This window comes from Anaeromyxobacter sp. (genome assembly GCA_016718565.1).
In the GTDB taxonomy this organism is placed as follows: Bacteria; Myxococcota; Myxococcia; order Myxococcales; family Anaeromyxobacteraceae; genus JADKCZ01.
Genome location: JADKCZ010000003.1, coordinates 72,401 through 97,341 on the forward strand (window position 1 = coordinate 72,401; position 24,941 = coordinate 97,341).

At 74.4% G+C, this 24,941-nt stretch carries 13 protein-coding genes and 1 pseudogene; 10 read left to right on the plus strand and 4 right to left on the minus strand.

Translation table 11 applies throughout. From position 1 onward, the window contains the following. The first annotated feature begins 127 nt into the window (after positions 1 to 127). Positions 128 to 4,951 (plus strand): choice-of-anchor D domain-containing protein, encoded by a 4,824-nt coding sequence (locus tag IPO09_10540; GenBank protein ID MBK9517773.1) that lies wholly within the window; start codon positions 128 to 130, stop codon positions 4,949 to 4,951. Positions 4,952 to 5,035: 84 nt separating this feature from the next. Here IPO09_10540 and IPO09_10545 read toward each other — a convergent pair whose 3' ends face one another. After that, a complete protein-coding gene (locus IPO09_10545) occupies positions 5,036 to 6,487 on the minus strand; it encodes a M20/M25/M40 family metallo-hydrolase (protein MBK9517774.1) in 1,452 nt (483 codons plus the stop codon). Between the two features lie 327 nt (positions 6,488 to 6,814). Here IPO09_10545 and IPO09_10550 point away from each other — a divergent pair, with 327 nt between their 5' ends. From IPO09_10550 to IPO09_10585, 8 genes and pseudogenes are all read left to right on the plus strand, one after another. Then, positions 6,815 to 8,782 carry a DUF4912 domain-containing protein gene (locus tag IPO09_10550; GenBank protein MBK9517775.1) on the plus strand — a complete coding sequence of 656 codons (1,968 nt, stop codon included), beginning with the start codon at positions 6,815 to 6,817 and terminating at the stop codon, positions 8,780 to 8,782. A gap of 2 nt (positions 8,783 to 8,784) precedes the next feature. Beyond that, positions 8,785 to 10,367, plus strand: a pseudogene (locus IPO09_10555) (DUF1957 domain-containing protein). A gap of 3 nt (positions 10,368 to 10,370) precedes the next feature. After that, positions 10,371 to 11,885, plus strand: coding sequence for a glycogen synthase GlgA (glgA, locus tag IPO09_10560; protein MBK9517776.1), 1,515 nt, complete (start codon positions 10,371 to 10,373; stop codon positions 11,883 to 11,885). Positions 11,886 to 12,195: 310 nt separating this feature from the next. Continuing rightward, positions 12,196 to 12,678 (plus strand): response regulator, encoded by a 483-nt coding sequence (locus IPO09_10565; protein ID MBK9517777.1) that lies wholly within the window; start codon positions 12,196 to 12,198, stop codon positions 12,676 to 12,678. Next, a complete protein-coding gene (locus tag IPO09_10570; GenBank protein ID MBK9517778.1) occupies positions 12,675 to 13,583 on the plus strand; it encodes a transporter substrate-binding domain-containing protein in 909 nt (302 codons plus the stop codon). Before IPO09_10565 ends, IPO09_10570 begins: the two co-directional genes overlap by 4 nt. Then, positions 13,584 to 16,412 carry a response regulator gene (locus IPO09_10575; protein MBK9517779.1) on the plus strand — a complete coding sequence of 943 codons (2,829 nt, stop codon included), beginning with the start codon at positions 13,584 to 13,586 and terminating at the stop codon, positions 16,410 to 16,412. A gap of 30 nt (positions 16,413 to 16,442) precedes the next feature. Further along, positions 16,443 to 17,645 carry a hybrid sensor histidine kinase/response regulator gene (locus IPO09_10580; GenBank protein ID MBK9517780.1) on the plus strand — a complete coding sequence of 401 codons (1,203 nt, stop codon included), beginning with the start codon at positions 16,443 to 16,445 and terminating at the stop codon, positions 17,643 to 17,645. Then, entirely contained in the window at positions 17,642 to 19,087 is a 1,446-nt protein-coding gene (locus tag IPO09_10585; GenBank protein ID MBK9517781.1) for an aminotransferase class V-fold PLP-dependent enzyme, read from the plus strand. Before IPO09_10580 ends, IPO09_10585 begins: the two co-directional genes overlap by 4 nt. On the opposite strand, the gene IPO09_10590 is transcribed toward IPO09_10585, so the two are convergent. Further along, the gene (locus tag IPO09_10590) at positions 19,088 to 20,092 is read right to left on the minus strand and encodes a guanosine monophosphate reductase (GenBank protein MBK9517782.1); all 1,005 of its coding nucleotides are present in this window, start codon (positions 20,090 to 20,092) and stop codon (positions 19,088 to 19,090) included. A gap of 100 nt (positions 20,093 to 20,192) precedes the next feature. On the opposite strand from IPO09_10590, the gene IPO09_10595 reads away from it, so the two are divergent. Beyond that, complete coding sequence (locus IPO09_10595) at positions 20,193 to 21,251, plus strand: hypothetical protein (GenBank protein ID MBK9517783.1); 1,059 nt, start codon at positions 20,193 to 20,195, stop codon at positions 21,249 to 21,251. Between the two features lie 68 nt (positions 21,252 to 21,319). On the opposite strand, the gene IPO09_10600 is transcribed toward IPO09_10595, so the two are convergent. Next, positions 21,320 to 21,949 carry a hypothetical protein gene (locus IPO09_10600; protein ID MBK9517784.1) on the minus strand — a complete coding sequence of 210 codons (630 nt, stop codon included), beginning with the start codon at positions 21,947 to 21,949 and terminating at the stop codon, positions 21,320 to 21,322. A gap of 80 nt (positions 21,950 to 22,029) precedes the next feature. Further along, the gene (locus IPO09_10605) at positions 22,030 to 24,918 is read right to left on the minus strand and encodes a biotin carboxylase (protein MBK9517785.1); all 2,889 of its coding nucleotides are present in this window, start codon (positions 24,916 to 24,918) and stop codon (positions 22,030 to 22,032) included. Positions 24,919 to 24,941: the final 23 nt, after the last annotated feature.

Genomic DNA, 24,941 nt, shown 5'->3' on the forward strand with positions numbered 1-24,941 from the left:
ACCTGGTCGCGCTCCCTAGCTTTCGCCGGACACCTGAACCGCCGGTGCACCTCGTGGTGCACCCCGGTCGGCCTGGACGAAGCACCCGACACGCCGCGCCGCGAGGCGCCGCCACTGGAGGTCCGACATGTCCCGCACCGCCCGCACCCACCACCACCACCCTGGTTCGTCCGCCGGCCCGCCGCTCGGCCGCGGGCTGGTCGCCGTGCTCACCGCCGCCCTGCTGGCCGGCACGCCCGCCTGCCGCCAGGCGCCGCCCCAGGCCCCCGCGCCGGCGCGCCAGGAGGCGGTGGCGCCGGTGGGCCAGGGCTTCACGCTGAACGCCTCCGACCTGCGCTTCATCCGGCAGCAGATCCGCATCGCCGAGGCCCACGCCGCCGGCGGGCAGCTCTTCGGCCCCGGCCCGGACCAGGTGCACGACGTCCGCCTCCCCTTCGGCCTGCGCACCGTGGACGGCACCTTCAACAACCTGGTGCCGGGGCAGGAGGACTTCGGCGCCGCCGACCAGGCCTTCCCGCGCCTGGCCCCGGCCGACTTCCGCGCCGCCGAGGCCGGCACCTCCTACGCCCAGAAGAAGGGGCTGGTGCAGGACTCCCAGCCGCGCCTGGTGAGCAACCTGGTGGTGGACCAGACCCCGGCCAACCCGGCCGCCCTGGCCGCCGCCGGCGCCGGCGCCCTGCCCGACTTCTCCGGCACCCTCTTCATCCCCAACGTGGCGCCCGACGTCGGCCTCTCGGCCCCCTACAACTCGATGTTCACCCTCTTCGGCCAGTTCTTCGACCACGGCCTGGACCTCGTCACCAAGGGCGGTGGCACGGTCTTCGTGCCGCTGCAGCCGGACGATCCGCTCTTCGTGCCGGGCAGCCCCACCAACTTCATGGTGCTGACCCGCGCCACCAACCGGCCGGGCCCCGACGGCGTGATCGGCGACGACCCCGCCACGCCGGCGGACGAGAGCGCCGACGACGTGCAGGAGGCCATGAACACCACCACCCCGTTCGTCGACCAGAACCAGACCTACACCTCGCACCCCGCCCACCAGGTCTTCCTCAGGGCCTACCGGCTCGACGGGGCCGGCCGGCCGGTGGCCACCGGCAAGCTGCTGGACGGCGCCATCGCCGGCAACATCGGCAGCTGGAGCGAGGTGAAGGCGCAGGCGGCCGCGCTGCTCGGCCTGGCGCTCTCCGACGCCGACGTGACCGACGTGCCCCTGCTGGCCACCGACCCCTACGGCCGCTTCCTGCGCGGCCCGAGCGGCTTCCCGCAGGTGGTCTTCCCCGGCAACGTGCTGGTGGAGGGGAATCCGGCCGCGCCGGTCTCGGTGGCCGGCGCCGTCCGCACCGGCCACGCCTTCCTCGACGACATCGCCCACCACGCCGCGCCCGTCGGCGACCACGACGGCAACCCGGCCACGCCCCGGCGGGCCCTCCTGCCCGACGCCGACCCCGGCACCGCCGACGATCTCGACCCGGCCACCTACGACGACGAGCTGCTGGGCGCCCACTTCGTCACCGGCGACGGCCGCGGCAACGAGAACATCGGCCTCACCATGGTGCACAGCGTCTTCCACGCGGAGCACAACCGGCTGGCCGACGACGTGCACCGGCAGATCGGCCTGCTGCTGACCACCGCCGAGGCGGCCGACTGGGCCGCCGTGAACCCGGCCAGCGGCTGGGACCACGGCGAGCGGCTCTTCCAGGCGGCCCGCTTCGTCACCGAGATGGAGTACCAGCACCTGGTGTTCGAGGAGTTCGCCCGCAAGGTGCAGCCGCAGGTGAACCTCTTCGCCGGCTACCACACCGAGATCGACCCGGCCATCTCCGCCGAGTTCGCCCACACCGTCTACCGCTTCGGCCACTCCATGCTCACCGAGGTGGTGGCCCGGGTGAACGCCGACGGCACGCCCAACGACCTGTCGCTCCTCGACGCCTTCCTCAACCCGCGGGCCTTCAACGACGGCGGGCCGGCCGGCACCCTCACCGCCGAGCAGGCGGTGGGCAGCATCGTGCGCGGCATGACCCGCCAGGTGGGCAACGAGCTCGACGAGTTCGTCACCGAGGCGCTGCGCGACCGGCTGCTCGGGCTGCCGCTGGATCTCGCCACCATCAACCTGGCCCGCGGCCGCAGCGAGGGCGTGCCGCGCCTCAACGACGCGCGCCGCCAGTTCTTCGCCGCCACCATCAACTCGGCGCTGGCCCCGTACCAGAGCTGGGCCGACCTGGGCGACGGGCTGCGCCACCGCCTGTCGCTGGCCAACTTCGTGGCCGCCTACGGCACCCACCCGTCCATCAGCGGAGACCTGGCCGCACGGCGCGCCGCGGCGGCCCTGCTGGTGGCGGCCGATCCGGCCGATCCGGCCACCCCGGCCGACGCCTTCGACTTCATGGTCGGCGCCGGCGCCTGGGCCGCGGTGGGCGGGCGCAGCCCCACCGGCCTGGAGGACGTCGACTTCTGGGTGGGCGGCCTGGCCGAGAAGCAGGCCCCCTTCGGCGGGCTGCTCGGCTCCACCTTCAACCACGTCTTCGAGACCCAGCTGGAGCGGCTGCAGGACGGCGACCGGCTCTACTACCTGACCCGCACCGCCGGCCTCAACCTGCTGGTCCAGCTGGAGGGCAACTCCTTCGCCGAGCTGGTGATGCGCAACTCCGACGCCACCAGCCTGCCGGCCGACGTCTTCTCGCGCCCCGACTTCCTCTTCGACCTGGCCGCGCTCGGGGCCAGCGGCCCCATCCTGGACGACCCGGCCACCCCGGACGACGAGTCCCTCATGGCCGACCTGCGCCGCCTGCCGGACGGCACGGTCCGCTACACCGGCCCGGCCCACGTCATCTGGGCCGGCACCGACGATCCGGCGGTGGTGGACCGCATCTCCTCCAGCGAGGGCGACGACACCCTGCGGGGCAACGGCGGGCGGGACGTCATGGAGGGCGGGTCCGGCAACGACCAGTTCATCGGCGGCGAGGGCGACGACATCCTCACCGACGCCTTCGGCGACGACGTCCTCAAGGGCGGCCCCGGCGACGACGCCATCAGCTCGGGCCCCGGCTTCGACCTCAACATGGGCGGGCTGGGCAACGACTTCGTGGTGGGCGGCTCGGATCCCACCGAGACCTTCGGCGGCCCGGGAGACGACTTCATCTTCGCCGGCGACTCCACCGACACGGTCTTCGGCGACGACGGCGACGACTGGATCGAGGGCGGCGGCCAGGCCGACCTGCTGCAGGGCGACAACGGGGCGCCCTTCCAGAACGACCCGAACGCCCCCGGCCACGACGTCATCATCGGCGACGGCGGCGACGACGACTACGACGCGGAGGGCGGCGACGACATCATGGTGGCCGGCCCGGGCGTCGAGCGGAGCGAGGGCATGCTCGGCTTCGACTGGGTGACCCACAAGAACGACCCGCAGCCGGCCGACGCCGACCTGTTCCGCCTCGGGCTCCTGCCCCCTGACCAGGACGCGCTGCGCGACCGCTTCGACCTGGTGGAGGGGCTCTCCGGCTGGCGCTTCGCCGACCTGCTGCGCGGCGACGACGGCGACGCCACCACCATGGTGGGCCACGAGCTGGACGCCGCCGGCATCGCCCGCATCCAGGGGCTCTCGGCCGTCCTGGGCGAGGCCAGCGCCTTCACCGGCGGCAACGTCCTCCTGGGCGGCGCCGGCAGCGACCTGCTCGAGGGGCGCGGCGGCGACGACGTCATCGACGGCGACGCCTGGCTGGACGTCTCCATCCGGGCGCCCGACCTCTCCACCCCGGACCCGACCGACTCCCGGCTGGTGGACGGCATGGCCGCCGTGCGGGCCGACGTCTTCTCGGGCCGCCTCCACCCGGGCGAGCTCTCCATCGTGCGGCGCATCCTCACCGCCGGCGCAGGCCCGGCCGACGTGGACACCGCGGTCTACTCCGGCGCCCGCGCCGAGTACCTGGTGGCCCGCAACGCCGACGGCACCGTCACGGTGGACCACCAGGGCGGCCTCGACGGCCGCGACACCCTCAGGAACGTGGAGCTGCTGGCCTTCACCGACGGCACCATCCCGGTGCCCGTGAACTCCCTGGCCTCCGGCACCGTCACCCTCTCCAGCCTGACGCCGGTGGAGGGGCAGCTGCTGGTGGCCACCAGCACCGTGGCCGACGCCGACGGCATCGACGCCGCCACCTTCCGGCTGGTCTGGCAGGTGGAGACGGCGCCCGGTCTCTTCGCCGAGGTCGCGGTGGGCGACACCTTCCGCCCGGACGACCCGGTGGCGGGCCGCCGGCTGCGGGTGGTGGCGACCTTCCTGGACCTGGCCGCCGTGCCGGCCCAGGAGTCCGTGGCCTCCTCCATCACCGCGGCCGTCACCGCGGTCAACGACCCGCCCACCGGCGCGCCGCAGCTCAGCGACACCACGCCGTCGGTGGGGGCGCCGCTCTCGGCCCTCACCGCTGGGCTGGCCGACGCCGACGGGCTGGGACCGTTCACCTACCAGTGGCAGGCCGACCGGGTGAACATCGCCGGCGCCGCCGCCCGCGCCGTGGGCTTCACGCCCACCGCGGCCCAGCTCGGGCGGCAGCTCACCGTGGTGGTGACCTGGACCGACGGGCAGGGCTTCACGCAGGCGGTGGCGTCGCCGGCCTCGGCGGCGGTCACCCCCGCGGCCGGACCCATCGCCAGCGTGGTGGCGGCCTTCGACTTCGGCCGGCGCCGCGTCAACACCACCACCCTGGGCCAGCTCACCGTCACCAACCCGGGCAGCGCCCCCCTGGTGATCTCCGCGGTGACCAGCTCGGGCGCGCCGTTCGTGACGCCCTCGCTGGGCACCTGCGCGGCGCCGCTGGCCCCCGGGCGGACCTGCCGGGTCACCGTGACGTTCCGGCCCACGGCCCTGGGCGCCTTCGCCGGGACCCTCACCCTCACCAGCAACGCCATCAACAGCCCCACCCAGGTGGCGCTGACCGGCCTGGTGCGGTGAACCACCGGTGACCCGGTCCGCCGGGTCACCGGGACGTGGCGGCGGCCGCCGGGGCTCCCCTGCCCTGGCGGCCGCCTCGCCTCGTCAGCGGGCCAGCTCCTCCAGGTAGTCCACGAAGGAGCGGACCGCGTCGTCGAACCCCTTGAGGCGCGGGTTCTTGCTGACGATGAGGTAGTACTCGTCCGGCGCGTGGGCGCCGCCGCCGTGGCCCAGGCCGAAGTGGCCGGAGGCCAGCGAGAGCGGCGGGCTGGTGAAGACCCAGCCCGGGTAGGAGCCGGCGGTGCGCGGCCAGAGCTGCGCGTCGACGCCGGCCTGGCGGTAGGTGGCCAGCTGCTTCTGGATGAGCGGCGCGTCGGCCGGGGTGGAGGTGGGGTCGTAGCCGCCGCTGGGGTTCACCTCCAGGTCGCCGAAGCCGCGCCGCGCCAGGTGGGCCCTGAGCGCCGCCACCGCCCCGTCGTAGGTCATGCCGGGCACCAGCCTGAGGTCGAGCTTGGCCACCGCGCGGTGCGGCAGCACCGTCATGCCGCCCGGCCCCGTGTGGCCGGCCACCAGCCCCTCGATGTTCACGGTGGGGCGGGAGACCAGGTCGGCCAGCGAGTCGCGCCAGCCGGCGTCGCGGGCCCATCGCGTCACCCCGAGCTGCTGCTTGGTGGCCTGCTCGCTCTGGCGCACCGCCGCCAGGTCCACCAGCCGGGCCTCCTCGGCCGAGAGCGGGCGGGCCTGCTCCGCGAAGCCCTCGATGGCCGGCGTGCCGTCGGCCTTCACCAGCGTGGCCAGCGCCTGCACCAGGTGGAAGGCCGGGCTGTCGAGCCGGGCCCGGTTGCCGGAGTGGACGTCCCGGCTCGGGCCGCGGCCCCAGCGCGCCCCGCTGGCCACCAGCTCCAGCTCCACCACCCCCTTGGCCCCCAGCGCCACCGTCACCTCGCCGTCGGCCCCCTGCGCGGCGCTGGGCATGAAGACGCCCACCGTGCGGGCCAGGGCCGCCGACACCTCGGGCCGGCGCACCACCTGGGCGAAGTGCGGCGAGCCGATCTCCTCCTCGCCCTCCGCCACCAGCACCAGGTTGACCGGCAGGGGCCGCCCGGCGGCGCGGTAGGCGTGCAGGGCGGCCAGGAAGGCCGCCTGCGGCCCCTTCTGGTTGACGGTGCCGCGGCCCATCATGACGGTGCCGAAGCCCGGCCGCTCGACCAGCCGGCCCTCCAGCGGCGGCGCGCTCCAGGCGGCCGGGTCGAACTGCTTCACGTCGTACATGAAGTAGAGCCCCACGGTTCGCGCCGCGCCGGCGTCCAGGGTGGCGAAGACGCCAGGCTTGCCGTCGGTCGGCACCCGCTCCACCCGCTGGAAGCCGGCCTCGCGCAGGAGCGCCATCATCCGCTCGGCGCCCGCCTCGGTGTTGAGCCCCTCGGCGGCGATGGTGGGCAGCGCCACCCAGGCCTGCAGGCGTGCCACGTTCCCGGCGTGGTGCGCCGCGACCTCGGCGTAGACCGGCTCGAGGCCCGGTGCGGCGGCGAGCAAGGCGAGGAGGAGCGGGGTCATGGTGAGGCCTCCGGTGGCGCGCGGGACACGTGTGGGGACCGGGAGGTTAGGCCGCTGCCCGGGTGGCGGGCAACGCCGGCGGCCTCCCGGCTGGCCCGGCAGCCGCCCGGGAGCGTCGCCGCTCCGGTCGGGGGGCGCTGGCGGTGGGTTTTCGGAGAATGGCCCGGATCGGTCTCCCCCAGCCGGGGTTGCAGGCCGGGCGCGCCTCCCGGGGCGGGGCGGCGGCCCCGTCCGCACAGCCCCAGGTGCGGTGCAACACGTGGTAGTTCCCTGCGGAACGTCGCGCCGGCTTACTGTAGGCCCCCCCCTTGCAGGGACCACACCCCTATGATCGCCAAAGAGACCATCGTGAAGAAGGTCGCCCGCCTGCTCGGCCTGGCGGCGACGGAGGGCGCCGGCTGGACCGTCGCCGCCTTCAAGGTGGCCCGGACGCGGACCCGCGCGGTGCTGCTGGAGGCGGCCAGCCTGCTCGGCCTCAGCGGCGTCTCCAAGCTCAAGAAGGAGGACCTGGCCCGCCAGGTCGTGGACGTCCTGAAGGAGATCCGGAAGGCCGCCGGCCGGGCCACCGAGAGTTCGTCGGCGCCCGCCAGGACCGCCGCCAAGGCCAGGCCGACCAAGGCCGCACCCGCAGCCGAGCCCGAGGAGATCACCACGCCCCCGAAGACGCCCCCCAAGGCGAAGGCCGCACCGGACGCCGCAGCCAGCCCCCCCGCCCAGCCCGCCAGGTCCGCCGAGCCCGCCGCGCCCGCCGCGCCCGTGAAGGCGAAGGCGAAGGCCGCCAGGCCGGCCCCCCGGCCCGAGGCCGCCCAGGCGGCGGCCGCGCCGGCCGGGGCCGCGCCGGAGCACGACCCCTCCACGGCCGCCAAGCTCGACCTGGGCCCGGCCGGGCGCAGCGAGCCCCACGTGGCGCAGATCCCCTGGGGCTACGGGCAGGACCGGGTCACCGCCGCGGCCATCGACCCCGACCGGCTCTACGCCTGGTGGGAGGTCACCGACGTGGCCATCGAGCTGGCCCGGCACCGGCTCGGGGAGCGCGGGGGGCACGCCTCGCTGGCGCTGCGGGTCTTCGACACCAGCGGGCTCATCTTCGACGGCAGCAACGCCCACTCCTCCTTCGACCACCGCGTCGACCGCGCCGCGCGCCAGTGGTTCTTCGTCATCGGCAAGCCCACCTCCTCCGCCTACGTGGAGCTGGGGCTGGTGGCGGACGACGGGGCCTTCGCCCGCATCGCCCGGTCCGGCCGGGTGGACTTCCCGCGCAAGGACGCGGTGGCCTGGGCCGAGCCGGAGTGGATGACCGTGATCGAGGGCCGGGCGCAGCACCACGGCCCGGCGGCGGGTCGCGGCCCGGACGGCTCGCCGCAGGGCTCGGCCCCGGCCGGCGGCGGCGCGGCCGGCGGCGGACCAGCCGGTGGTGGGCCGGGCGGCGCGCCGGGTCCGACGGGGAGCCAGGCCGCCGGGGCAGGCCCGGTCCGCTGGGTCACCTGGGTGGAGGGCGCGGCGCCGGGCTTCGAGGCCGCGCCGCTCTGGATCCTGCGCCAGACCGCCACCGGCAGGCAGCTGCTGGTGGGAGAGCGCTTCGAGGACCGCGTCGAGTGGCGCGAGGTGTCCGCCGAGGGCTGGTACCAGCTGGCCGGACCGGCCGAGTGGCAGGAGGCCAGCACCGTCACCTCCTGGGAGGCGGGCCCCTTCCAGCACCCGGTGGAGGTCCTGGACGTGGTGCGCGAGGCCTGGCAGGGGCGCTCCTACGGCTACCAGGTCGGTCCGGTGACCCACGTGGTCCACGGCCCCTGGGAGGTCGTCATCAAGAACCTGGGCGCCTCGGTCTCGCGCTCGGTGGTGGCGCGCTGGCAGGTCTACCGCTCCTGGGTCACCGACGCCGGCGGCGAGGTGCGCGTCTCGCCGCTCGGCGAGGCGCCCACGGCCGGCCGGCCGGGCGCCTCGGAGCTCTTGCTGGCCGGGGCCAGCGAGCGGCGCTGGGTGGCGGCCAGCGAGCTCAGGCTGGGCGGCGCCAGCGAGCTGTGGCGCCTCGGCGCCAGCGAGCTCCGCCTGCGCGGCGCCAGCGAGCGCGCCTGGCTGGGCGGGAGCGAGCGGGTGGCGCAGGGCGCCAGCGAGCGGGCCGGCCAGCGCGGCAGCGAGGCGCGGCTGGCGGGCGGCAGCGAGGCCCGCCTGGGCGGCGCCAGCGAGGGGCGCCTGGGTGGCGGCAGCGAAGGGCGGCTGGGCGGCGCCAGCGAGGCCAGGCCAGCCGGCCCGGCCGGCGAGCCCGGCGGGTATCCGACGGTCGGGGAGGCGTGATCATGGCCAAGGGGTACTTCGCGCTCGTCCTGCACGCCCACCTGCCGTTCGTCCGTCACCCGGAGGATCCCACGGTGATGGAGGAGCAGTGGCTCTACGAGGCCATCACCGGCACCTACCTGCCGCTGCTGCAGGTCTTCGAGGGGCTGCACGCCGACCGCGTGCCGTTCCGCGTGACGGTGTCGCTCTCGGCGCCGCTGCTCTCGATGCTCACCGACGACCTGCTCAAGCAGCGCTTCGCCGAGCACCTCGACAAGCTCATCCTGCTGACCGACCGCGAGCTGGAGCGGACCCGGCCCGAGCCGGCCTACCACCGGCTGGCCCAGCTCTACGCCGACCGGTTCCGGGCGCTGCGCCACACCTGGCGCTGCCACGAGGGCAACCTGGTGCGCGCCTTCCGGCGCCTGCAGGAGGCCGGCTGCGTGGAGGTCATCACCTCCACCGCCACCCACGGCTTCTTCCCCATGATGGATCGCAACTGGGCCGCCATGCGGGCCCAGGTCCACGTGGCCGCCGACCAGTACGAGCGCCACTTCGGCCGGCGGCCCAAGGGCATGTGGCTGGGCGAGTGCGGCTACGTGCCGGGCTGCGACGAGCTGCTGCGCGAGGCGGCGATCCGCTACTTCATGGTGGACACCCACGCGGTGCTCTTCGCCGACCGGCGCCCGGCGGCGGGGTCCTACGCCCCGCTCTACTGCCCCAGCGGCGTGGCCGCCTTCGCCCGCGACACGGAGTCGTCGCAGCAGGTCTGGAGCGCCAAGGAGGGCTACCCGGGCGACCCGCACTACCGCGACTTCTACCGCGACGTGGGCTTCGACCTGCCGCTCGACTACATCGGCCCGTTCGTGCACGCCACCGGGCTGCGCATGTACACCGGCGTGAAGTACCACGCCATCACCCACGACAAGCTGCACGACAAGTGGATCTACGACCCGGAGGCGGCGCGCCGCCGGGTGGGGAGCACGCCACCCACTTCCGCCAGAACCGGGTGCGGCAGGTGGAGGCGCTGGCGCCCCACCTGGACCGGCCGCCGCTGGTCCTCAGCCCCTACGACGCCGAGCTCTACGGCCACTGGTGGTACGAGGGGCCCCAGTTCCTCGACGACGTCTTCCGCCAGCTCCACTTCGACCAGGGCACGGTGGAGGCCATCACGCCGGGCGACTACCTCGAGCGCCACCCCACCAACCAGGTGGCCACCCCCAGCCTCTCGTCCTGGGGCGCCAAGGGCTACGCCGAGTACTGGTGCAACGAGACCAACGCCTGGACCTACCGGCACGCCCACGTGGCGGCCGAGCGCATGGTCGAGCTGGCACGGCGCCACCCGGACGCCACCGGCCTGACCCGGCGGGCCCTCAACCAGGCCGCCCGCGAGCTGCTGCTGCAGCAGTCGAGCGACTGGGCCTTCATCATGACCACCGGCACCACCGTGCCCTACGCCACGCGCCGCTTCAACGAGCACACGGTGCGCTTCACCCGGCTCTACGAGGACCTCAAGGCGGGCCGCCTGGACGAGACCTACCTGGCCGAGCTGGAGGGCAAGGACAACGCCTTCCCGCACGTCGACTACCGCGTCTACGCGACCTGAGGCATGGACCACCGCGCCCCGCTGAAGGTCCTCGTGGTGGCCTCCGAGGTCGCCCCGTTCGCCAAGACCGGCGGGCTGGGCGACGTCATCGGCGCCCTGCCCAAGGCGCTGCACCGGCGCGGCATCGACGCGCGGGTGGTGGCGCCCCTCTACGCCGGCCTGGACTGGAACGCCCTGGAGCGGCTGGACGGCGCGGTGGACGTGCCCATGTGGTGGGGCACCGCCCGCGCCGGCGTCCGGCTGGGGCGCGCCCCCGGCAGCGACGTCCCCGTCTACTTCCTCGAGTACCACCGCTACTTCGACCGGCCCTTCCTCTACGGCCGGCCCGGCGAGGGGTACGACGACAACCTGGAGCGCTTCACCTTCCTGTCGCGCGGGGCGCTGGAGCTGTGCAAGTCCCTCAACTTCCTGCCCGACGTGATCAACGCCAACGACTGGCAGACGGCGCTGGTGCCGATCTACGTGAACACGGTGGAGTGGGGCAAGCCGCTGCACGCCGCCGCCACCGTCTTCACCATCCACAACATGGCGCACCAGGGCGTCACCGGGCCCGGCTCGCTCTTCGTCACCGGGCTGGGCCAGGGCCACTTCCACCCGGGCGAGCTGGAGCACTTCGGCGCCCTCAACCTGATGAAGGGCGGGCTGGCGCACGCCACCCTGCTGTCCACGGTCAGCCCCACCTACGCCGAGGAGATCCAGACCCCGGCCTTCGGCTGCGGCCTGGACGGCCTGCTGGCGTCGCGGCGCGCCGACCTGCGCGGCATCCTGAACGGCATCGACGTGGACGAGTGGAACCCGGCCAGCGACCCGTTCCTGCCGGCCAGCTACTCGGCCGAGGACCTGGCCGGCAAGGCCACCTGCAAGGCCGCCCTGCAGCGCGAGGCCGGCCTGCCCGAGGACCCCGGCGTGCCGCTCTTCGGCCTGGTGGGGCGGCTCACCGGGCAGAAGGGCTCCGACGTGGTGGCCCACACCCTGGAGCGGGTGCTGGGCTGGGACGCCCAGGTGGTGCTGCTGGGCGCCGGCGACCGCGAGGCCGAGCACTTCTTCGGCACCCTCTCGGCGCGCCGCCCCGACCGCTTCAAGGCCTGGATCGGCTTCGACAACGGCCTGGCCCACCGCATCGAGGCCGGCGCCGACTTCTTCGTCATGCCCTCGCGCTTCGAGCCCTGCGGCCTGAACCAGCTCTACAGCCTGCGCTACGGCACCCTGCCCATCGTGCGGGCCACCGGCGGCCTCAAGGACACGGTGGAGGGGTACGACGAGGCCAGCGGCGGCGGCACCGGCTTCGTCTTCGGCGACCTGACCCCGCAGGCGCTGGGCGACACCATCGGCTGGGCCCTCTCCACCTGGTTCGACCGGCCCCACCACGTGGACGCCATGCGCCGCCGCGCCATGGCCCAGGACTTCTCCTGGGACCACGAGGCGGCCGCCTACGAGCGGCTCTACCTCGACGCCTACCAGCGACGGCGCGGCCACGCCTTCCCGGGCTGGGTGCTGGGGCGGGACGGCCGGCGCTGACCGGCCGGGGGCCCCGCCTTCCCCTTCCAGGCGAGGGCGCGGGACCGGACGCCGCGGCCCCCCCCCGCTCGCCGCCGACGTGCGTGCCGTCCCCACCTCCACCCTCCAGCCCGGGCGGAGTGGGTCGTCCTGGGTGGCGCGCGAACCACCCCGGGTCAGGACCGCCCGCGCCGCCGCGCACACCGCACCGGCCGCCTCCCCCGCAGAACGCCCCGACACTCGCCCGTTGGCGTGTCCGCGAAGGCGGCCGTCCGCCGCCACCCTGCTGGCACGCCGGTGGCAATCGACCAGGGCCGAACCGAGGGATCACATGCCCACCGCCACCATCCTGATCGTCGACGACGACGCCACCCTGCTCGAGTCCCTGGGGCGCGCCCTGGGGCGCACCTACCGGGTCCTGCTGGCCGAGAGCGGCGCCGACGCCCTCCAGCTGCTCGAGCAGGAGACGGTGGACGTGGTCGTCTCCGACCACCACATGCCCGGCATGACCGGCGCCCAGCTCCTGCAGCAGGTGGCGACCCGCCGGGAGGGCACGGTGCGCATCCTCTCCTCCGCCCAGCCCGATCTGGCCATGGCCATCAAGGCCATCAACCAGGGAGACGTCTTCCGCATCCTGGTGAAGCCGGTCGAGCTGGCCGAGCTGCAGGTGGCGGTCCACCTGGCCGTCGAGAAGCTCCAGCTGGAGCGCGAGCACCGGGCGCTGCGCTCGCTGGTGGCCGCCCACCCCGAGCTGGAGCGCGAGCTCGAGCAGCGCCTCTCCGCCCTCTGGCCCTCGAAGGGAGCCACCCCGTGACGCTCCGCACCTGGTCGATCCTGCTCGGCTGCGCCGGGCTGCTCGGCGCCGCAACGCCGGGCGTCGCCCTCGAGGAGGCGGGCGGCGACCTGGCCGCCGTCCAGCGGCGCGGCGTGCTGCGCCACGTCGGGGTCCCCTACGCCAACTTCGTCACCGGCAGCGGCGACGGGCTGGACGTGGAGCTGGTGACCCTCTTCGCCAGGAAGCTCGGGGTCCGCTACGAGTACGTCAGGACCGAGTGGGGCAAGGCCATCCCCGACCTGGTCGGCAAGCTGGTCTCCTCCAAGGTGGGCCTGGACCAGGCCGCCCCGGCCCCCATCCGCGGCGACGTGCTCGCCAACGGCGTCACCATCCTGCCCTGGCGCGAGCGGGCGGTGGCCTTCTCGGCCCCCTACTTCCCGACCCAGGTCTGGGTGATGGCGCGCGCCGACTCGCCGGTGCAGCCCATCCGCCCCTCCGGCAGCATCGAGAAGGACATCGAGGCGGTGCGCGCCCTGCTGGCGGCTCGCCGCCTCCTCAGCGTGCCCGGCACCTGCCTGGAGCCGTCGCTCTACCAGCTCGAGCCCACCGGGGCGAAGGTGGTGACGCTCAAGGTGGAGCTCAACGAGGTGGCCCCGGCGCTGCTCAAGGGCGACGGCGAGCTCTCCCTGCTCGACGTGGCCGACGCCATGATCGCCCTGGAGAAGTGGCCCGGGAAGCTGAAGGTCATCGGCCCCATCAGCGCGCCGCAGGAGATGGCGGTGGCCTTCCGCAAGGACGCCCCGCAGCTGCGCGCCGCCTTCGACGCCTTCCTGGCGGAGGCGCGCCGCGACGGCACCTACGACCGGCTGGTGGCCAGGTACTTCCCCGAGGTGCACCTCTACTTCCCCAAGGCCTTCGCCAGGGTCGGGGCCAAGGGGCCCTAGGTGGCGGCGGCGGACCGCCTGGCCGCCGAGGGCCGGCGGGGCTGGCGCAGGTGGCGCCTCGGCGCCATCGTCGCCGCCGGCGCCATCCTGGTGGCCCTGGTGGCCACCCTGCTCTGGGTCAACTACCGGTCTGCCACCCGCGTCCGCCAGCAGGTGCTGGCGCAGCACCAGAAGGCCTTCCAGCTGCGGGCCGCCGCCCTGGCCCACTTCGTCTCCTCGGCCGGCGAGGACCTGCGCTACCTGGCCGACTCGCGCGAGGTGGCCGGCTTCTACGAGAACCGCGACCTCGGCATGAGCATGGAGTACGGGCTCGGCATGAGCCTGTTCCCGGTGCGGGAGCGGCTGCGCGCCCTGGTGGTGGGCGTGGGCCTGCCCGGCCCGTCCCGCTTCACCGGCGTGGCGCTGATCGACGCCGACGGCACGCGGCTCTCCGAGGCCGGCGAGCGGGTGGAGGCGCTGCCGGACCACCAGCCCGAGCCGGTCCGCCAGGGCGGCGACGCCACCCGGGTGGAGCTGAGCGAGGACCGGCGGCGCCTGGTGGTGACCCGCACCCACTGGTTCAAGGGGCGCTTCGCCGGCCGGGTCGTCGGCTGGCTCCGGCCCGGGAGCGTGGCGGCGGCCATGGCCGGCGAGGAGGGGACCGAGGACACCGCCTCCACCTACTTCATCCTGGACGCCGCCGGCCGCTCCTACCAGCCGGCCCCGGAGCTGCCGGAGCCGGCCCTGCCGCCCGGCCTGGCCGACCTGCCCAGCGACGGCCGCATGGTCGAGCTGGCGTCGGCCGACGGCCAGGAGGCGGTGCTGCTCGGCCTGCGGGTGGGCCTGCCTGGCCAGCCGCTCTCGGTGGTGGACGTGGACGATCTCGGGGACCTGGTGGGCCCGGGGTCTCCGGCCGCCAGCCTCCTGGGGCTGGCGCTGGCCGCCGCGGCGGTGCTCGGCGTGGTGCTCTTCGCCGTGCACGCCACCACCCGCTCCCTGGCGCTGGGGATCCGGCTGGAGGAGTCGCTGTGGCGCGAGCGCGAGGTGGGGGAGAAGCACGCCGCGCTGGAGCGGGTGGAGCGCGAGCGGCGCCGGCTCTGGCAGGCGGTCAACCAGAGCCCGGCCCTGGTGGTCATCACCGACGCGCAGGGGCAGGTCGAGTTCGTCAACCCCACCTACGAGCGGCTCACCGGCTACGCCGAGGCGGAGGCGCTGGGCCGGCAGGCCGGGCTGATCCGCTCCGGCGCCCACCCGCCCGCCTTCTACCGGGAGGTGGCGCGCACCCTGGCCGGCGGCGCCACCTGGAGCGGCGAGCTGTGCGCCCGCAAGCGCTGGGGCGAGCTCTTCTGGCTGGCCCTCTCCATCTCGCCGGCCCGCGACGAGCAGGGCGTGGTGACCCACCTCATCGCCCTGGGCGAGGACATCACCGCCAGGCGCCTGGCGGCCCAGGAGCTGGAGCGGGCCCGCGACGAGGCCCAGGCGGCCAACAAGGCCAAGAGCGCCTTCCTGGCCAACATGTCCCACGAGATCCGCACCCCCCTCAACGCCATCCTGGGCTACTCGCAGCTCATGACCCGGGACGACGCGCTGGGTGAGGGCTCGCGGCGCAGCCTCGAGATCATCAACCGGAGCGGGGAGCACCTGCTCTCGCTGCTCAACGAGGTGCTGGAGATCTCCCGGATCGAGGCCGGCCGGGTGGTGCTGGAGGCCGCCCCCTTCGACCTGCACGCCATGCTCCGCGACCTGACGGGCATGTTCCTGCTCAAGGCCCGCGACAAGGGGCTGGAGTTCGAGGTGGAGCGTGGCCCCGAGCTGCCCCAGGTGCTGGTGGGCGACGAGGGCAAGGTGCGCCAGGTGCTGGTGAACCTGCTCGGCAACGCCGTCAAGTTCACCCGCCAGGGCGGCGTGGTGCTGCGGGTGGAGGTCCTGCGCAGCGGCGCCCGGCTGCGGCTGCGCGCCGAGGTGACCGACACCGGGCCCGGCATCGCCCGCGAGGAGCTGTCGCGGCTCTTCCGCGAGTTCGAGCAGACCTCCAGCGGCCGCGCCCTGCAGAGCGGCACGGGGCTGGGCCTGGCCATCAGCCGCGGCTATGCCCGCCTGCTGGGCGGCGACCTGACAGTCACCAGCGAGCCCGGCCAGGGGTCGGCCTTCCGCCTCGAGCTGCCGGTCGAGATCGGGGCCGCCGCCGCGGCGACGGCGCCGGCGGCGCGCCGGGTGGTGGCGCTGCGCGGGCCCGGCCCTGGCCCCCGCATCCTGCTGGTGGACGACCAGGAGGCCAACCGCGACTGGCTGCGCCAGGTGCTGCAGGCCATCGGCTTCGAGCTGCGCGAGGCGGCCGATGGCCACGCCGCCATGGCGGCCTGGCGCGCCTGGGCCCCGGCGCTGGTGCTGATGGACCTGCGCATGCCGGGCATGGGCGGCCTGGAGGCCACCCGCGCCATCCGCGCCGAGCCGGGCGGCGCCGCCACCCGCATCGTGGTCCTGACCGCCAGCGCCCTGGAGTCGGAGCGCGACGAGGTGCTGGCCGCCGGGGCGGACGCCGTCCTCACCAAGCCGGTGCGCGAGCCGCGCCTCCTCGAGCTGATGGGCCGGCTGCTCGGGCTGGAGTACCTGGAGGCCGAGCCGCCCGCCGCCCCGGCCACGGCCGGCGCGGACCTGACCCCGGCCGGCCTGGCCGGCGTGCCGGCCCCGCTGCTGGAGGCGCTGCGCCAGGCCACCCGCCGCGGCGACATCGACCGGATGGGCCAGCTCATCGACGAGGTGGACGGCTCGTCCGCGCTCGCCGCCGCCGCCCTGCGGGCGCTGGCCGCCCGCTACGACTACGACGCCCTGCACCGCGCCCTCGGGTGACCCCCCGGCGCGCCAACCCCCGGACCACCCATGGACCTGCCCCAGCCCTCCCCCACCCACCGCGGCGACATCCTGGTGGTGGACGACACCCCCGAGAACCTGGCCCTGCTGGCCGCCATGCTGAAGGGGCGCGCCTACCACGTGCGGGCGGTGCCCAGCGGGGCGCTGGCCCTCCGGGCGGCGCAGGCCGAGGCGCCCGACCTGGTGCTGCTCGACATCTCCATGCCGGAGCTGGACGGCTACGAGGTGTGCCGGCGCCTCAAGGCCGATCCGGCCCTGCGCGAGATCCCGGTCATCTTCCTGTCCGCCCTCTCCGAGACCTTCGACAAGGTGAAGGCCTTCCAGGCCGGCGGGGTGGACTACGTCACCAAGCCGTTCAAGGTGGAGGAGATGGCGGCCCGCATCGAGACCCACCTCTCGCTGCGCCGCCTGCGGCTCGACCTGGAGCAGCGCAACCAGGAGCTGGCGCGCAGCTACGGCCGGCTGGAGGCGCTGGAGCAGGCCCGCCAGGCGCTGGTGCAGATGGTGGTGCACGACCTCAAGAGCCCGCTGGCCTGCATCCAGCTGAGCGCCGACCTGCTGCGGCAGGACGCCGGCCTGGTCGGCGAGCACTTGCAGTCGCTGGAGGACGTGCGCAGCATGTCCCGGGTGATGAACCGCATGGTGCTCGACGTGCTCGACGTGGCCCGCACCGACCAGGCCGGCCTGCGCGCCTCGCTGGCCCCGCTCGACGTGCGCGGGCTGCTGGCCGACCTGTCGCACGAGGTGCGCGGCCTGGCCGGCCGGGCCAGGAAGTCGCTGGCCGTCGAGGTGGACGGGGGGCTGCCGGAGCTGGTGTCGGCCGACCGTGACCTGGTGCGCCGGCTGCTCCTCAACCTGCTCGACAACTCCATCAAGTACGCCCCGCGCGACAGCCAGGTGTCCCTGGTCGCGCGGCCGGCCGGCCCGGCCGGCTGGCGCCTCGAGGTGCGCGACACCGGGCGCGGCATCCCCGAGGCGCACCGCCAGCGGATCTTCGAGCCCTACGCCCGGCTGGAGCGCGACCTCGACCAGAGCGCCGGCGTCAGCCGGGGCCTGGGCCTGGCCTTCTGCCGCATGGCGGCCGAGGCGCACGGCGGGCGCATCTGGGTGGAGGAGAACCGACCGCAGGGCAGCGCCTTCCTGGTGGAGCTGCCGCTCGACCCCCGGGCCGCGCCGGCGATCCGGCCGGCGGAGGCCGCCCCGGCGCCGTGACCTTCGAGGCCGACGCCACCCTGGCGGTCCGCGCCCTGGCCGCCTACCTGGCGCGCGCCCGCGCCGGCCAGGGGCCGGTGCTGGAGCAGCCGCCGCTGGCCGAGCTGGCGGGGCGGCTGGAGGTGGCGCGCCACCTGGCGGAGGGCGGCCTGACCGGTCCGGCCCTGGGCGCCTGGCTGGAGCGCTACCTGGAGGCCACCACCCGCCTCCACCACCCGGGCTACTACGCCCACCAGGTGGCGGCCCCGGCGCCCTCCGGCGCCATCGGCGCGCTGGTGGACGGGCTCACCAACAACCCGGGCGCCATCTACGAGATGGGGCCGGCGGCGGCCACCATCGAGTTCGTGGTGGTCAACTGGCTGCTCGGCAAGGTGGGCTGGCGCGCCCCGGCGTTGCCGCCGGCGCCGCCCGGCGACGAGGTGGACGGCCAGCCGGTGGGGGGCGGCGCGCTCACCCACGGCGGCTCGCTGGCCAACCTGACCGCGCTGCTGGCGGCCCGCGCGCGCGTCGACCCCGCCGCCTGGCAGGCCGGCGGGCGGCGCGACCTGGTGGTGCTGGCGCCGGCGGCGGCCCACTACTCGGTGTCGCGCGCCGTGGGGATCATGGGGCTCGGCCAGCGGGCCCTGGTGGCCGCGCCGGCCGACGCCGACGGGCGGCTCCTGCCCGACCGCCTGCCGGCGGCGCTGCGGGCCCTGGCGGACGAGGGCCGGAGCGTGCTGGCGGTGGTGGCCAACGCCTGCAGCACGGCGCTCGGGCTCTACGACCCGCTGCGCGAGGTGGGCGCCCTGTGCCGCGAGCAGGGCCTGTGGCTGCACGTGGACGGCGCCCACGGCGCCTCGGCGCTGCTCTCCCCGGCGCTGCGCGGGCGCCTCGACGGCCTGGAGCTGGCCGACTCCCTCACCTGGGACGCCCACAAGCTGCTGCAGGCCCCCACCCTGTGCGCCGCGGTGCTGGTGCGCGACCACCGCGCCCTCGACGCCGCCTTCCGGCAGGACGCCAGCTACCTGTTCCACGACAAGGAGGCGCCGGGCTTCGACTTCATGCCCCGCACCGTGGAGTGCACCAAGGCCGCCCTGGGGCTCCGGCTCTTCCTGGTGGCGGCGGCCGGCGGCGAGCGGGCCCTGGCGACCCACGTGGAGCGGCAGGTGGCGCTGGCCACCACGGCCGCGGCCCTGCTGGCGCGCCAGCCGGGGTTCGAGGTGGCGGCGGCGCCCGAGTCGAACATCGTCTGCTTCCGGGTGGAGGGCAGCGACGCCCTGCAGCTGGAGCTGCGCCGGCGCCTGCTGGCGGGCGGGCGCCACCACGTCTCCAGCGCCGAGGCGCGCGGGCGGCGCTGGCTGCGGCTGGCCCTGATGAGCCCGGCCACCGACCTGGCCGAGCTCCGGCGCCTGGCGGCGGCGGTGCAGGCCGCCTGGGCGGAGGCCCGCGCCGCCGGCTGGTGACTAGAGCAGCTTGTGCGGCATCGACTCGCGCCAGCCGCTCGAGGTGATCTGCACGAAGTTGAGCTTGCGCTGCAGCTCCTTGATGGTCTGGGAGCCGGCGTAGGTGAGGCCGGAGCGCAGCCCGCCCACCAGGTCCGCCAGGATCAGCTCCTCGTCCTCGCGGTAGGGCACGGTGACCGCCACCCCCTCGGCGGTCTTCCACTCGGCGATGCCGCCGTGGTGCTCCTCGGCCACCTCGCGGCTGGCCATGCCGCGGTAGCTCTTGACCCACTTGCCGTCGGCGTCCTGGGCCCGCTCGCCCGGGGTGGGCCGGGTGCCGGCCAGCATGCCGCCGATCATCACGAAGTCGGCCCCGAAGGCCAGCGCCTTGACCACGTCGCCGGCGTAGCGCAGGCCGCCGTCGGCCACGATGGAGCGGTCGCAGCGGGCGCAGTCCTGGATGGCGGTGAGCTGGGGCACCCCGTGGCCGGTCTTGACGCGGGTGGTGCAGACGCTGCCCGGCCCGATGCCCACCTTGATGATGTCGGCCCCCACCGAGGCCAGGTAGTCGGCCCCGGCGTAGGTGGCCACGTTGCCGGCCATCAGGCAGGCGTCGGGCAGGAGCTGCCGCAGCCGCTTGAGCGTCTTGCCCACGTACTTGGCGTGGCCGTGGGCCACGTCCACCACGAAGTGGGTGGCGCCGGCGTGGCGCAGCGCCTCGGCGCGCTCCAGCTCCTCCTCGGAGGTGCCCACCGAGACGAAGACCGTGCCGCTGCAGGCGCGGAACTCCTTGACGTTGCGCTCCACCGACATCATCCGGTGCAGGACGCCGATGCCCCCCCGGGCCCCGATGAAGTTGGCCATGGCCGACTCGGTGATGGTGTCCATGTTGGCGGTCATCACCGGCAGCCGGAGCGAGAGCTTGCCGGTGCGGTCGGTGACCGAGGTGTCCACCAGCTGGCGCGACTCGTAGTGGTTGTAGGCCGGGATCAGCAGGACGTCGTCGAAGGTGAAGGCTTCGCGCATGGCGGGGGCTCCTGGGGGCGAGCCGCCACCACCGCACGCCCCGTCCCGGACGGCAAGATTTCGGCCCGACGCCGGCCCCCCATGCCAGACTCCCCGTCCCGTGCTGGCCGCCTACGTCACCGGCCACGGCTTCGGCCACCTGACCCGCCTGTGCCAGGTGCTGGCCGAGGTGCGAGCCCTGGCCCCGGACCTGCCCATCACGCTCACCGGCGTGGTGCCGGAGGCCCTGGCCCGCCGCGCCGTGGCCCCGCCGCTCACCCTGCGCCCGGTGGCCTGCGACGCCGGGCTGGTGCAGCGGGACGCCCTCACCATCGACGAGCCCGGCTCGGCGGCCGCCTGCCGCGCCTTCGACGCCGGCTGGGACGGGCGGCTGGCCGCCGAGGTGGCCTTCCTCCAGGCCAGCGGGGCGCGGCTGGTGCTCTCCGACGTGCCCGCCCTGCCCTTCCTGGCCGCGGCCCGGGCCGGCCTGCCCGCCTACGGCCTGGGCAACTTCTCCTGGGACTGGATCTACCGCCACCTGGCCGGCCGGGAGCCCTCCCTCCTGGGGTCGGCGGCGCGGGCGGCGGCGGCCTATGGCGAGGCCACCCGGCTGCTCGAGCTGCCCTTCGCCGGCGACCTCTCGGCCTTCCCGCGCCGCACCGCGGTGGGGCTGGTGGTGCGGCGCCCCCAGCTGGGGCGGGACGAGGCCCGCCGGCGGCTGGGGCTCGACGGGCGGCCCACCGCGCTGGTCTCCTTCGGCGGGATCGGGCTGCCTGGGCTGGACCGGGAGGCGCTGGACACCGACCCCGGCCTGGCCTGGCTGCTGCCCGAGGACCTGCCGGCCGCGCGCCTGGCGGCCCTGGGGCTCGACTACCCGGACGTGGTGGGGGCCGCCGACGTGGTGGTCAGCAAGCCGGGCTACGGCATCGTGGCCGACTGCGTCGGCGCCGGCACCCGGCTGGTCTACACCGAGCGCGGCGACTTCCCGGAGTACCCGATCCTGGTGCGGGAGCTGCCGCGCTGGCTGGCCGCGGTGCACGTCCCCAACGCCGAGGTGCTGGCCGGGCGGCTGGCCGGCCCCGTCCGGCGGGTCCTCGACCTGCCACGGCCGGCGCCGCCGGGACCGCTCGACGGGGCGGCCCGCGCCGCGGCGCTGCTGCTGGCGGCGCTGCCCGGCTGACGGGGCCCGGGCGCGACGCGGGCCGGCGCCGCCCGGTCCGGGCGCGGCGGCGACCCGTGCGGCCGGCGCTACCCCAGCGCCTTCACGGCCGCCAGCACGTCCGGGAAGATGGCCTCGGCCGACTGCGACGCGCCGATGACCTTCACCTCGGCGGGCGGCAGCTTGGAGACCTCCTCGAGGTAGAGCTGGCGCTGCTTGACCAGGTCGGCCGGCGTGAAGAGCGGCGCCAGCGCGGCGCCCAGCTCCCGGGCGGCCGTCTCGGGCGTCACGTCCACGAAGACCGTCAGGTCCGGGCGGACCTCGCCGCCCGTGGAGAGGCCGCGGGCCCGCGCCTCCAGCACGTTCAGGTCCTCGCGGAACCAGTCGTGCCCCTTCAGCCCGGCGTAGACGATGGAGGAGAGCGTGAAGCTCTTGCAGAGCACCGTCTCGCCCTTGGCCAGGTGGTCGCGGCTCACCGCGGCGACCCGGGCCCGCCCGGCCAGCTCGAAGAAGAAGTCGGGCTCGAAGCGGCCGTAGCGCCAGCTGCCGTCCAGGCCGCTGGCTCCCATGAGCTGGGCCCGGCCGCTGTCGGCGCTGTCGATCTCGTAGACCGAGGTGCCCGCCGCGGTCAGCGCGGCGCGCACCTGGTTCACCAGGTCCACGATGAGCCGGCCAGTGCCGTAGATCCCCTCGAAGACGATCAGCTTGCCCTTCTTCATCTTTCGCTTCCTCGCGGGTCTGGGTGGCGGCGCGCGCCGGCCGGCGGAGGTCGTCCGCCGGGGCGCGCCCCGAGTCTAGCCTACAGGACGGCCTTGAGGGCCTCGCCGGTGGTGGCGCGCCGCTGCTTCTCGACCTCGCGGGGGTCCACCTCGACGTGCTTCTCGTCGGGCGTGATCTTGAAGAGGGGCTGCCCCTTCTGCACGATGGTGCCCTCCCCGCCCTGGATGACGATCTTGTCGAGCGTGCCGGAGAACTGGGCCCGCACGGTGTTGAACATCTTCATCACCTCGATGATGTAGAGCGGCTGCCCCTTGTCGAAGTGCATGCCCTCGGTGACGAAGCGGGGGCGGCCGGGGGCCTCCTGCCCGTAGTACATGCCGCCCGAGACGGAGACGATCTCGTCGGCCTTGGTGACCGGGGGCGGCACCAGCACCTTCTTCATGCGGAGCTGCAGGTCCGGGTCGTTGAGGTGCACCGGGATGGTGACGTCGAGGTTCTCCTCCACCTTGAAGTCGAAGAACTTCACCTTCTCGGCGATCATGAAGAGCAGCCCCAGCAGCTCGTTGCCGGCCGAGTAGCCCCGGTGGGCGGCCTGGATCTTCCCCCAGGTGGCGGCGTCGTGGCCGCCCTGCGGCGCCTCGCTCTCCAGGATCTTGTCGAGCTTGAAGAACTCCTCCTTCTCCAGGGAGAAGGTCTTGCGCAGCGCCTGGTAGAAGCGGATGGCCTTCTGCAGCAGCTCGTCGTCGTGGCCCCAGATCACCTCGGCGGCGGGCGCCTTCGGATCGTAGGCCATGTTGAGGTACTGGTAGGTGTCGTTGAGGATGCCCAGCGGGTTGCGCAGCCAGATCAGCCGCCCGCCCTCCAGCCGGTAGTTCTTGCGGTTCAGGCTGAGCCACCCGGCGAAGAGGTGCGGGTCCTCCAGCAGCCGCTCCATGGGCCGGGTCAGCAGCGTGCCCTTGCGGTCCAGCACCTCCGACATGGCCTTGGCCACCGCCGGGTCGTCCGGCGCCTCCACCGCCATCCGCTTGGCGTAGGTCTTCTTCATCTCGAGGAAGGCGTAGACCGTGTCGATCTTGTTGGCCTCGTCCTTGAGCTGGCCCACCAGCGTCAGGTAGGGGACCACGAAGCGGGTGGTCGGCTTGGCCATGACGTTCTGGCCGATGAACCAGTTGACCAGGCCGTAGTGGAACTCCAGGTTGGTGGCCACGTTCTGGCCGCGCAGGCTGGTGGTGCCCAGCACCCGGGAGAGGTGCAGGTAGCTGGCCAGCCGGTCCTCGCCCTTGGTGAGCAGCAGGGCGATGTTGGAGTCGTAGGCGCCCGCCACCCGGTACCGCATGAACATGCCGGTGTCCGGGTTGACCAGGCTGATGCCCTGGTCGTCGCGGATCTCGCCCTCGATGGGCTTGGACCAGAAGCGGATGACGCCGCCGGCGTGGGGCGACAGCGAGGCGTCGGTGGCGTTGAGGCGGGCCTCGGCCGAGGCGCCGAAGCGGGGGAGGCGCTCCGGCTTGGGCAGCCGCTTCTTGTGGCGCGCCAGCAGCGCCATGGCCTCCACCAGCGACTCCACCACGAAGAAGTCGGCCGGATCCTTCGGGTTGGTGAACTTGAGCGAGTAGCAGAGCTCCGAGACGCGGTGCTCCACCTGGATGCGGGTGTTCACCTCCATGAAGTAGTAGCGGTCGCGGTCGACGATGCACTCGAAGGTCGAGGCCGAGTCGAGCCCCACCGCCACGCCGAAGCGGGAGGCGTCGTCCTCCATGCGCCTGAGGATGTCGAGGTCGGTCTTGAGCGACCTGGCCTCGGCGGCGTTGCCGGCCTGCTCGGCGCGGGCGATGCCGGCCCGCAGGCTCTCCTGCGTCACCGAGATCTCCAGCAGCTTCTGCTCGTGCATCTGCAGCGAGCAGTCGCGGCCGCCCAGGGTGACGCACCACTCCCCGTTACCGACCAGCTGGATCTCGTTGTGGCGGGTCTGCTCGATGTTGAGCTCGACCAGCACGTTCTTGTTGTCGCCGACGCCGGTGGCCTTGACCTCGTTGAGCACCTCGCGGGTCAGGGCCGGCGCCTCGACGGCCGCCGCCTCGATGGCCTTGGCGTCGGCCTTCTCCAGCGTCAGCAGCGAGCCGCCCAGGATGCGCTGGCCCTTGCCGCCGCCGCCGCCGATGGCCTTGAGGCGCACCCGGCTCTGCGGGTACTTCTGGAACATCTCGGTGACCTCGCGCTGCACCTGCAGCCCGAGCTCGTCGATGGTGTAGAGGTCGAGGCCCTTGGCGTAGGAGGCCATCAGGATCAGGTCGGCCAGCGCCTCGAGCGGCAGCGTGGCGTCGGCGCTCGCCTTGGCGTCCAGGGCGATGCCGTTGGCCTTGGCCAGCGCCAGCAGCGCCTCGCGGCTGCCGTGCTTGGTCACCAGGGTCTTGGCGGTGACGTTGTTGACGCCCGGGGTGGTGCTGACCCCCACCTCCAGGGCGGTCCGCTTGGCCTCGTCCTTCTTGCCGGCGCGGGCCTGGGTCGTCGAGTTGGGGCCGATGAACTTGAGGCCGGCCTTCTCGATGGTGGCCACGAACTCCTCGTCCTCGGCCATGAAGCCGTAGCCGGCGAAGACCGAGTCGTAGCCGTTGTCGTGCGCGATCTGCACGATCTGGTTCATGCGCTCGACGCGCTCCTCCTTGGAGGCGCCGGTGTAGTCGGGCACGCGGTGGACGCGGCTGGTGTCGGTGAGCTGCCGCAGCTCGGGGGCCAGGGCGTTGGGGTAGACGATGGAGTCCTTCTCGGAGAGCAGGATCCCGAAGTGGGTGATCCCCATCTCGGCGAAGACGTCCATGGCCTCCTTGCGGATGGGGCCTCGGCAGACGATGAGCGGCTTGAGGTCGGTGCAGGCGAAGGAGCGGACCCACTCCGAGGCCGCGCCGGCCAGGCGGCGGTCGCGGTGGATGAGCGGGTTGTGGCGGTACAGGTCGGTGGGCTGGGCCATCGGTCTCTCTCTCCGGGCGTTCT

Excerpts from the sequence above, each read along its gene's own strand:
- IPO09_10540 (MBK9517773.1), top strand. The coding sequence starts at position 128 with ATGTCCCGCACCGCCCGCACCCACCACCACCACCCTGGTTCGTCCGCC.
- IPO09_10545 (MBK9517774.1), bottom strand. The coding sequence starts at position 6,487 with ATGACCCCGCTCCTCCTCGCCTTGCTCGCCGCCGCACCGGGCCTCGAG.
- IPO09_10550 (MBK9517775.1), top strand. The coding sequence starts at position 6,815 with ATGATCGCCAAAGAGACCATCGTGAAGAAGGTCGCCCGCCTGCTCGGC.
- glgA (MBK9517776.1), top strand. The coding sequence starts at position 10,371 with ATGGACCACCGCGCCCCGCTGAAGGTCCTCGTGGTGGCCTCCGAGGTC.
- IPO09_10565 (MBK9517777.1), top strand. The coding sequence starts at position 12,196 with ATGCCCACCGCCACCATCCTGATCGTCGACGACGACGCCACCCTGCTC.
- IPO09_10580 (MBK9517780.1), top strand. The coding sequence starts at position 16,443 with ATGGACCTGCCCCAGCCCTCCCCCACCCACCGCGGCGACATCCTGGTG.
- IPO09_10590 (MBK9517782.1), bottom strand. The coding sequence starts at position 20,092 with ATGCGCGAAGCCTTCACCTTCGACGACGTCCTGCTGATCCCGGCCTAC.
- IPO09_10600 (MBK9517784.1), bottom strand. The coding sequence starts at position 21,949 with ATGAAGAAGGGCAAGCTGATCGTCTTCGAGGGGATCTACGGCACTGGC.
- IPO09_10605 (MBK9517785.1), bottom strand. The coding sequence starts at position 24,918 with ATGGCCCAGCCCACCGACCTGTACCGCCACAACCCGCTCATCCACCGC.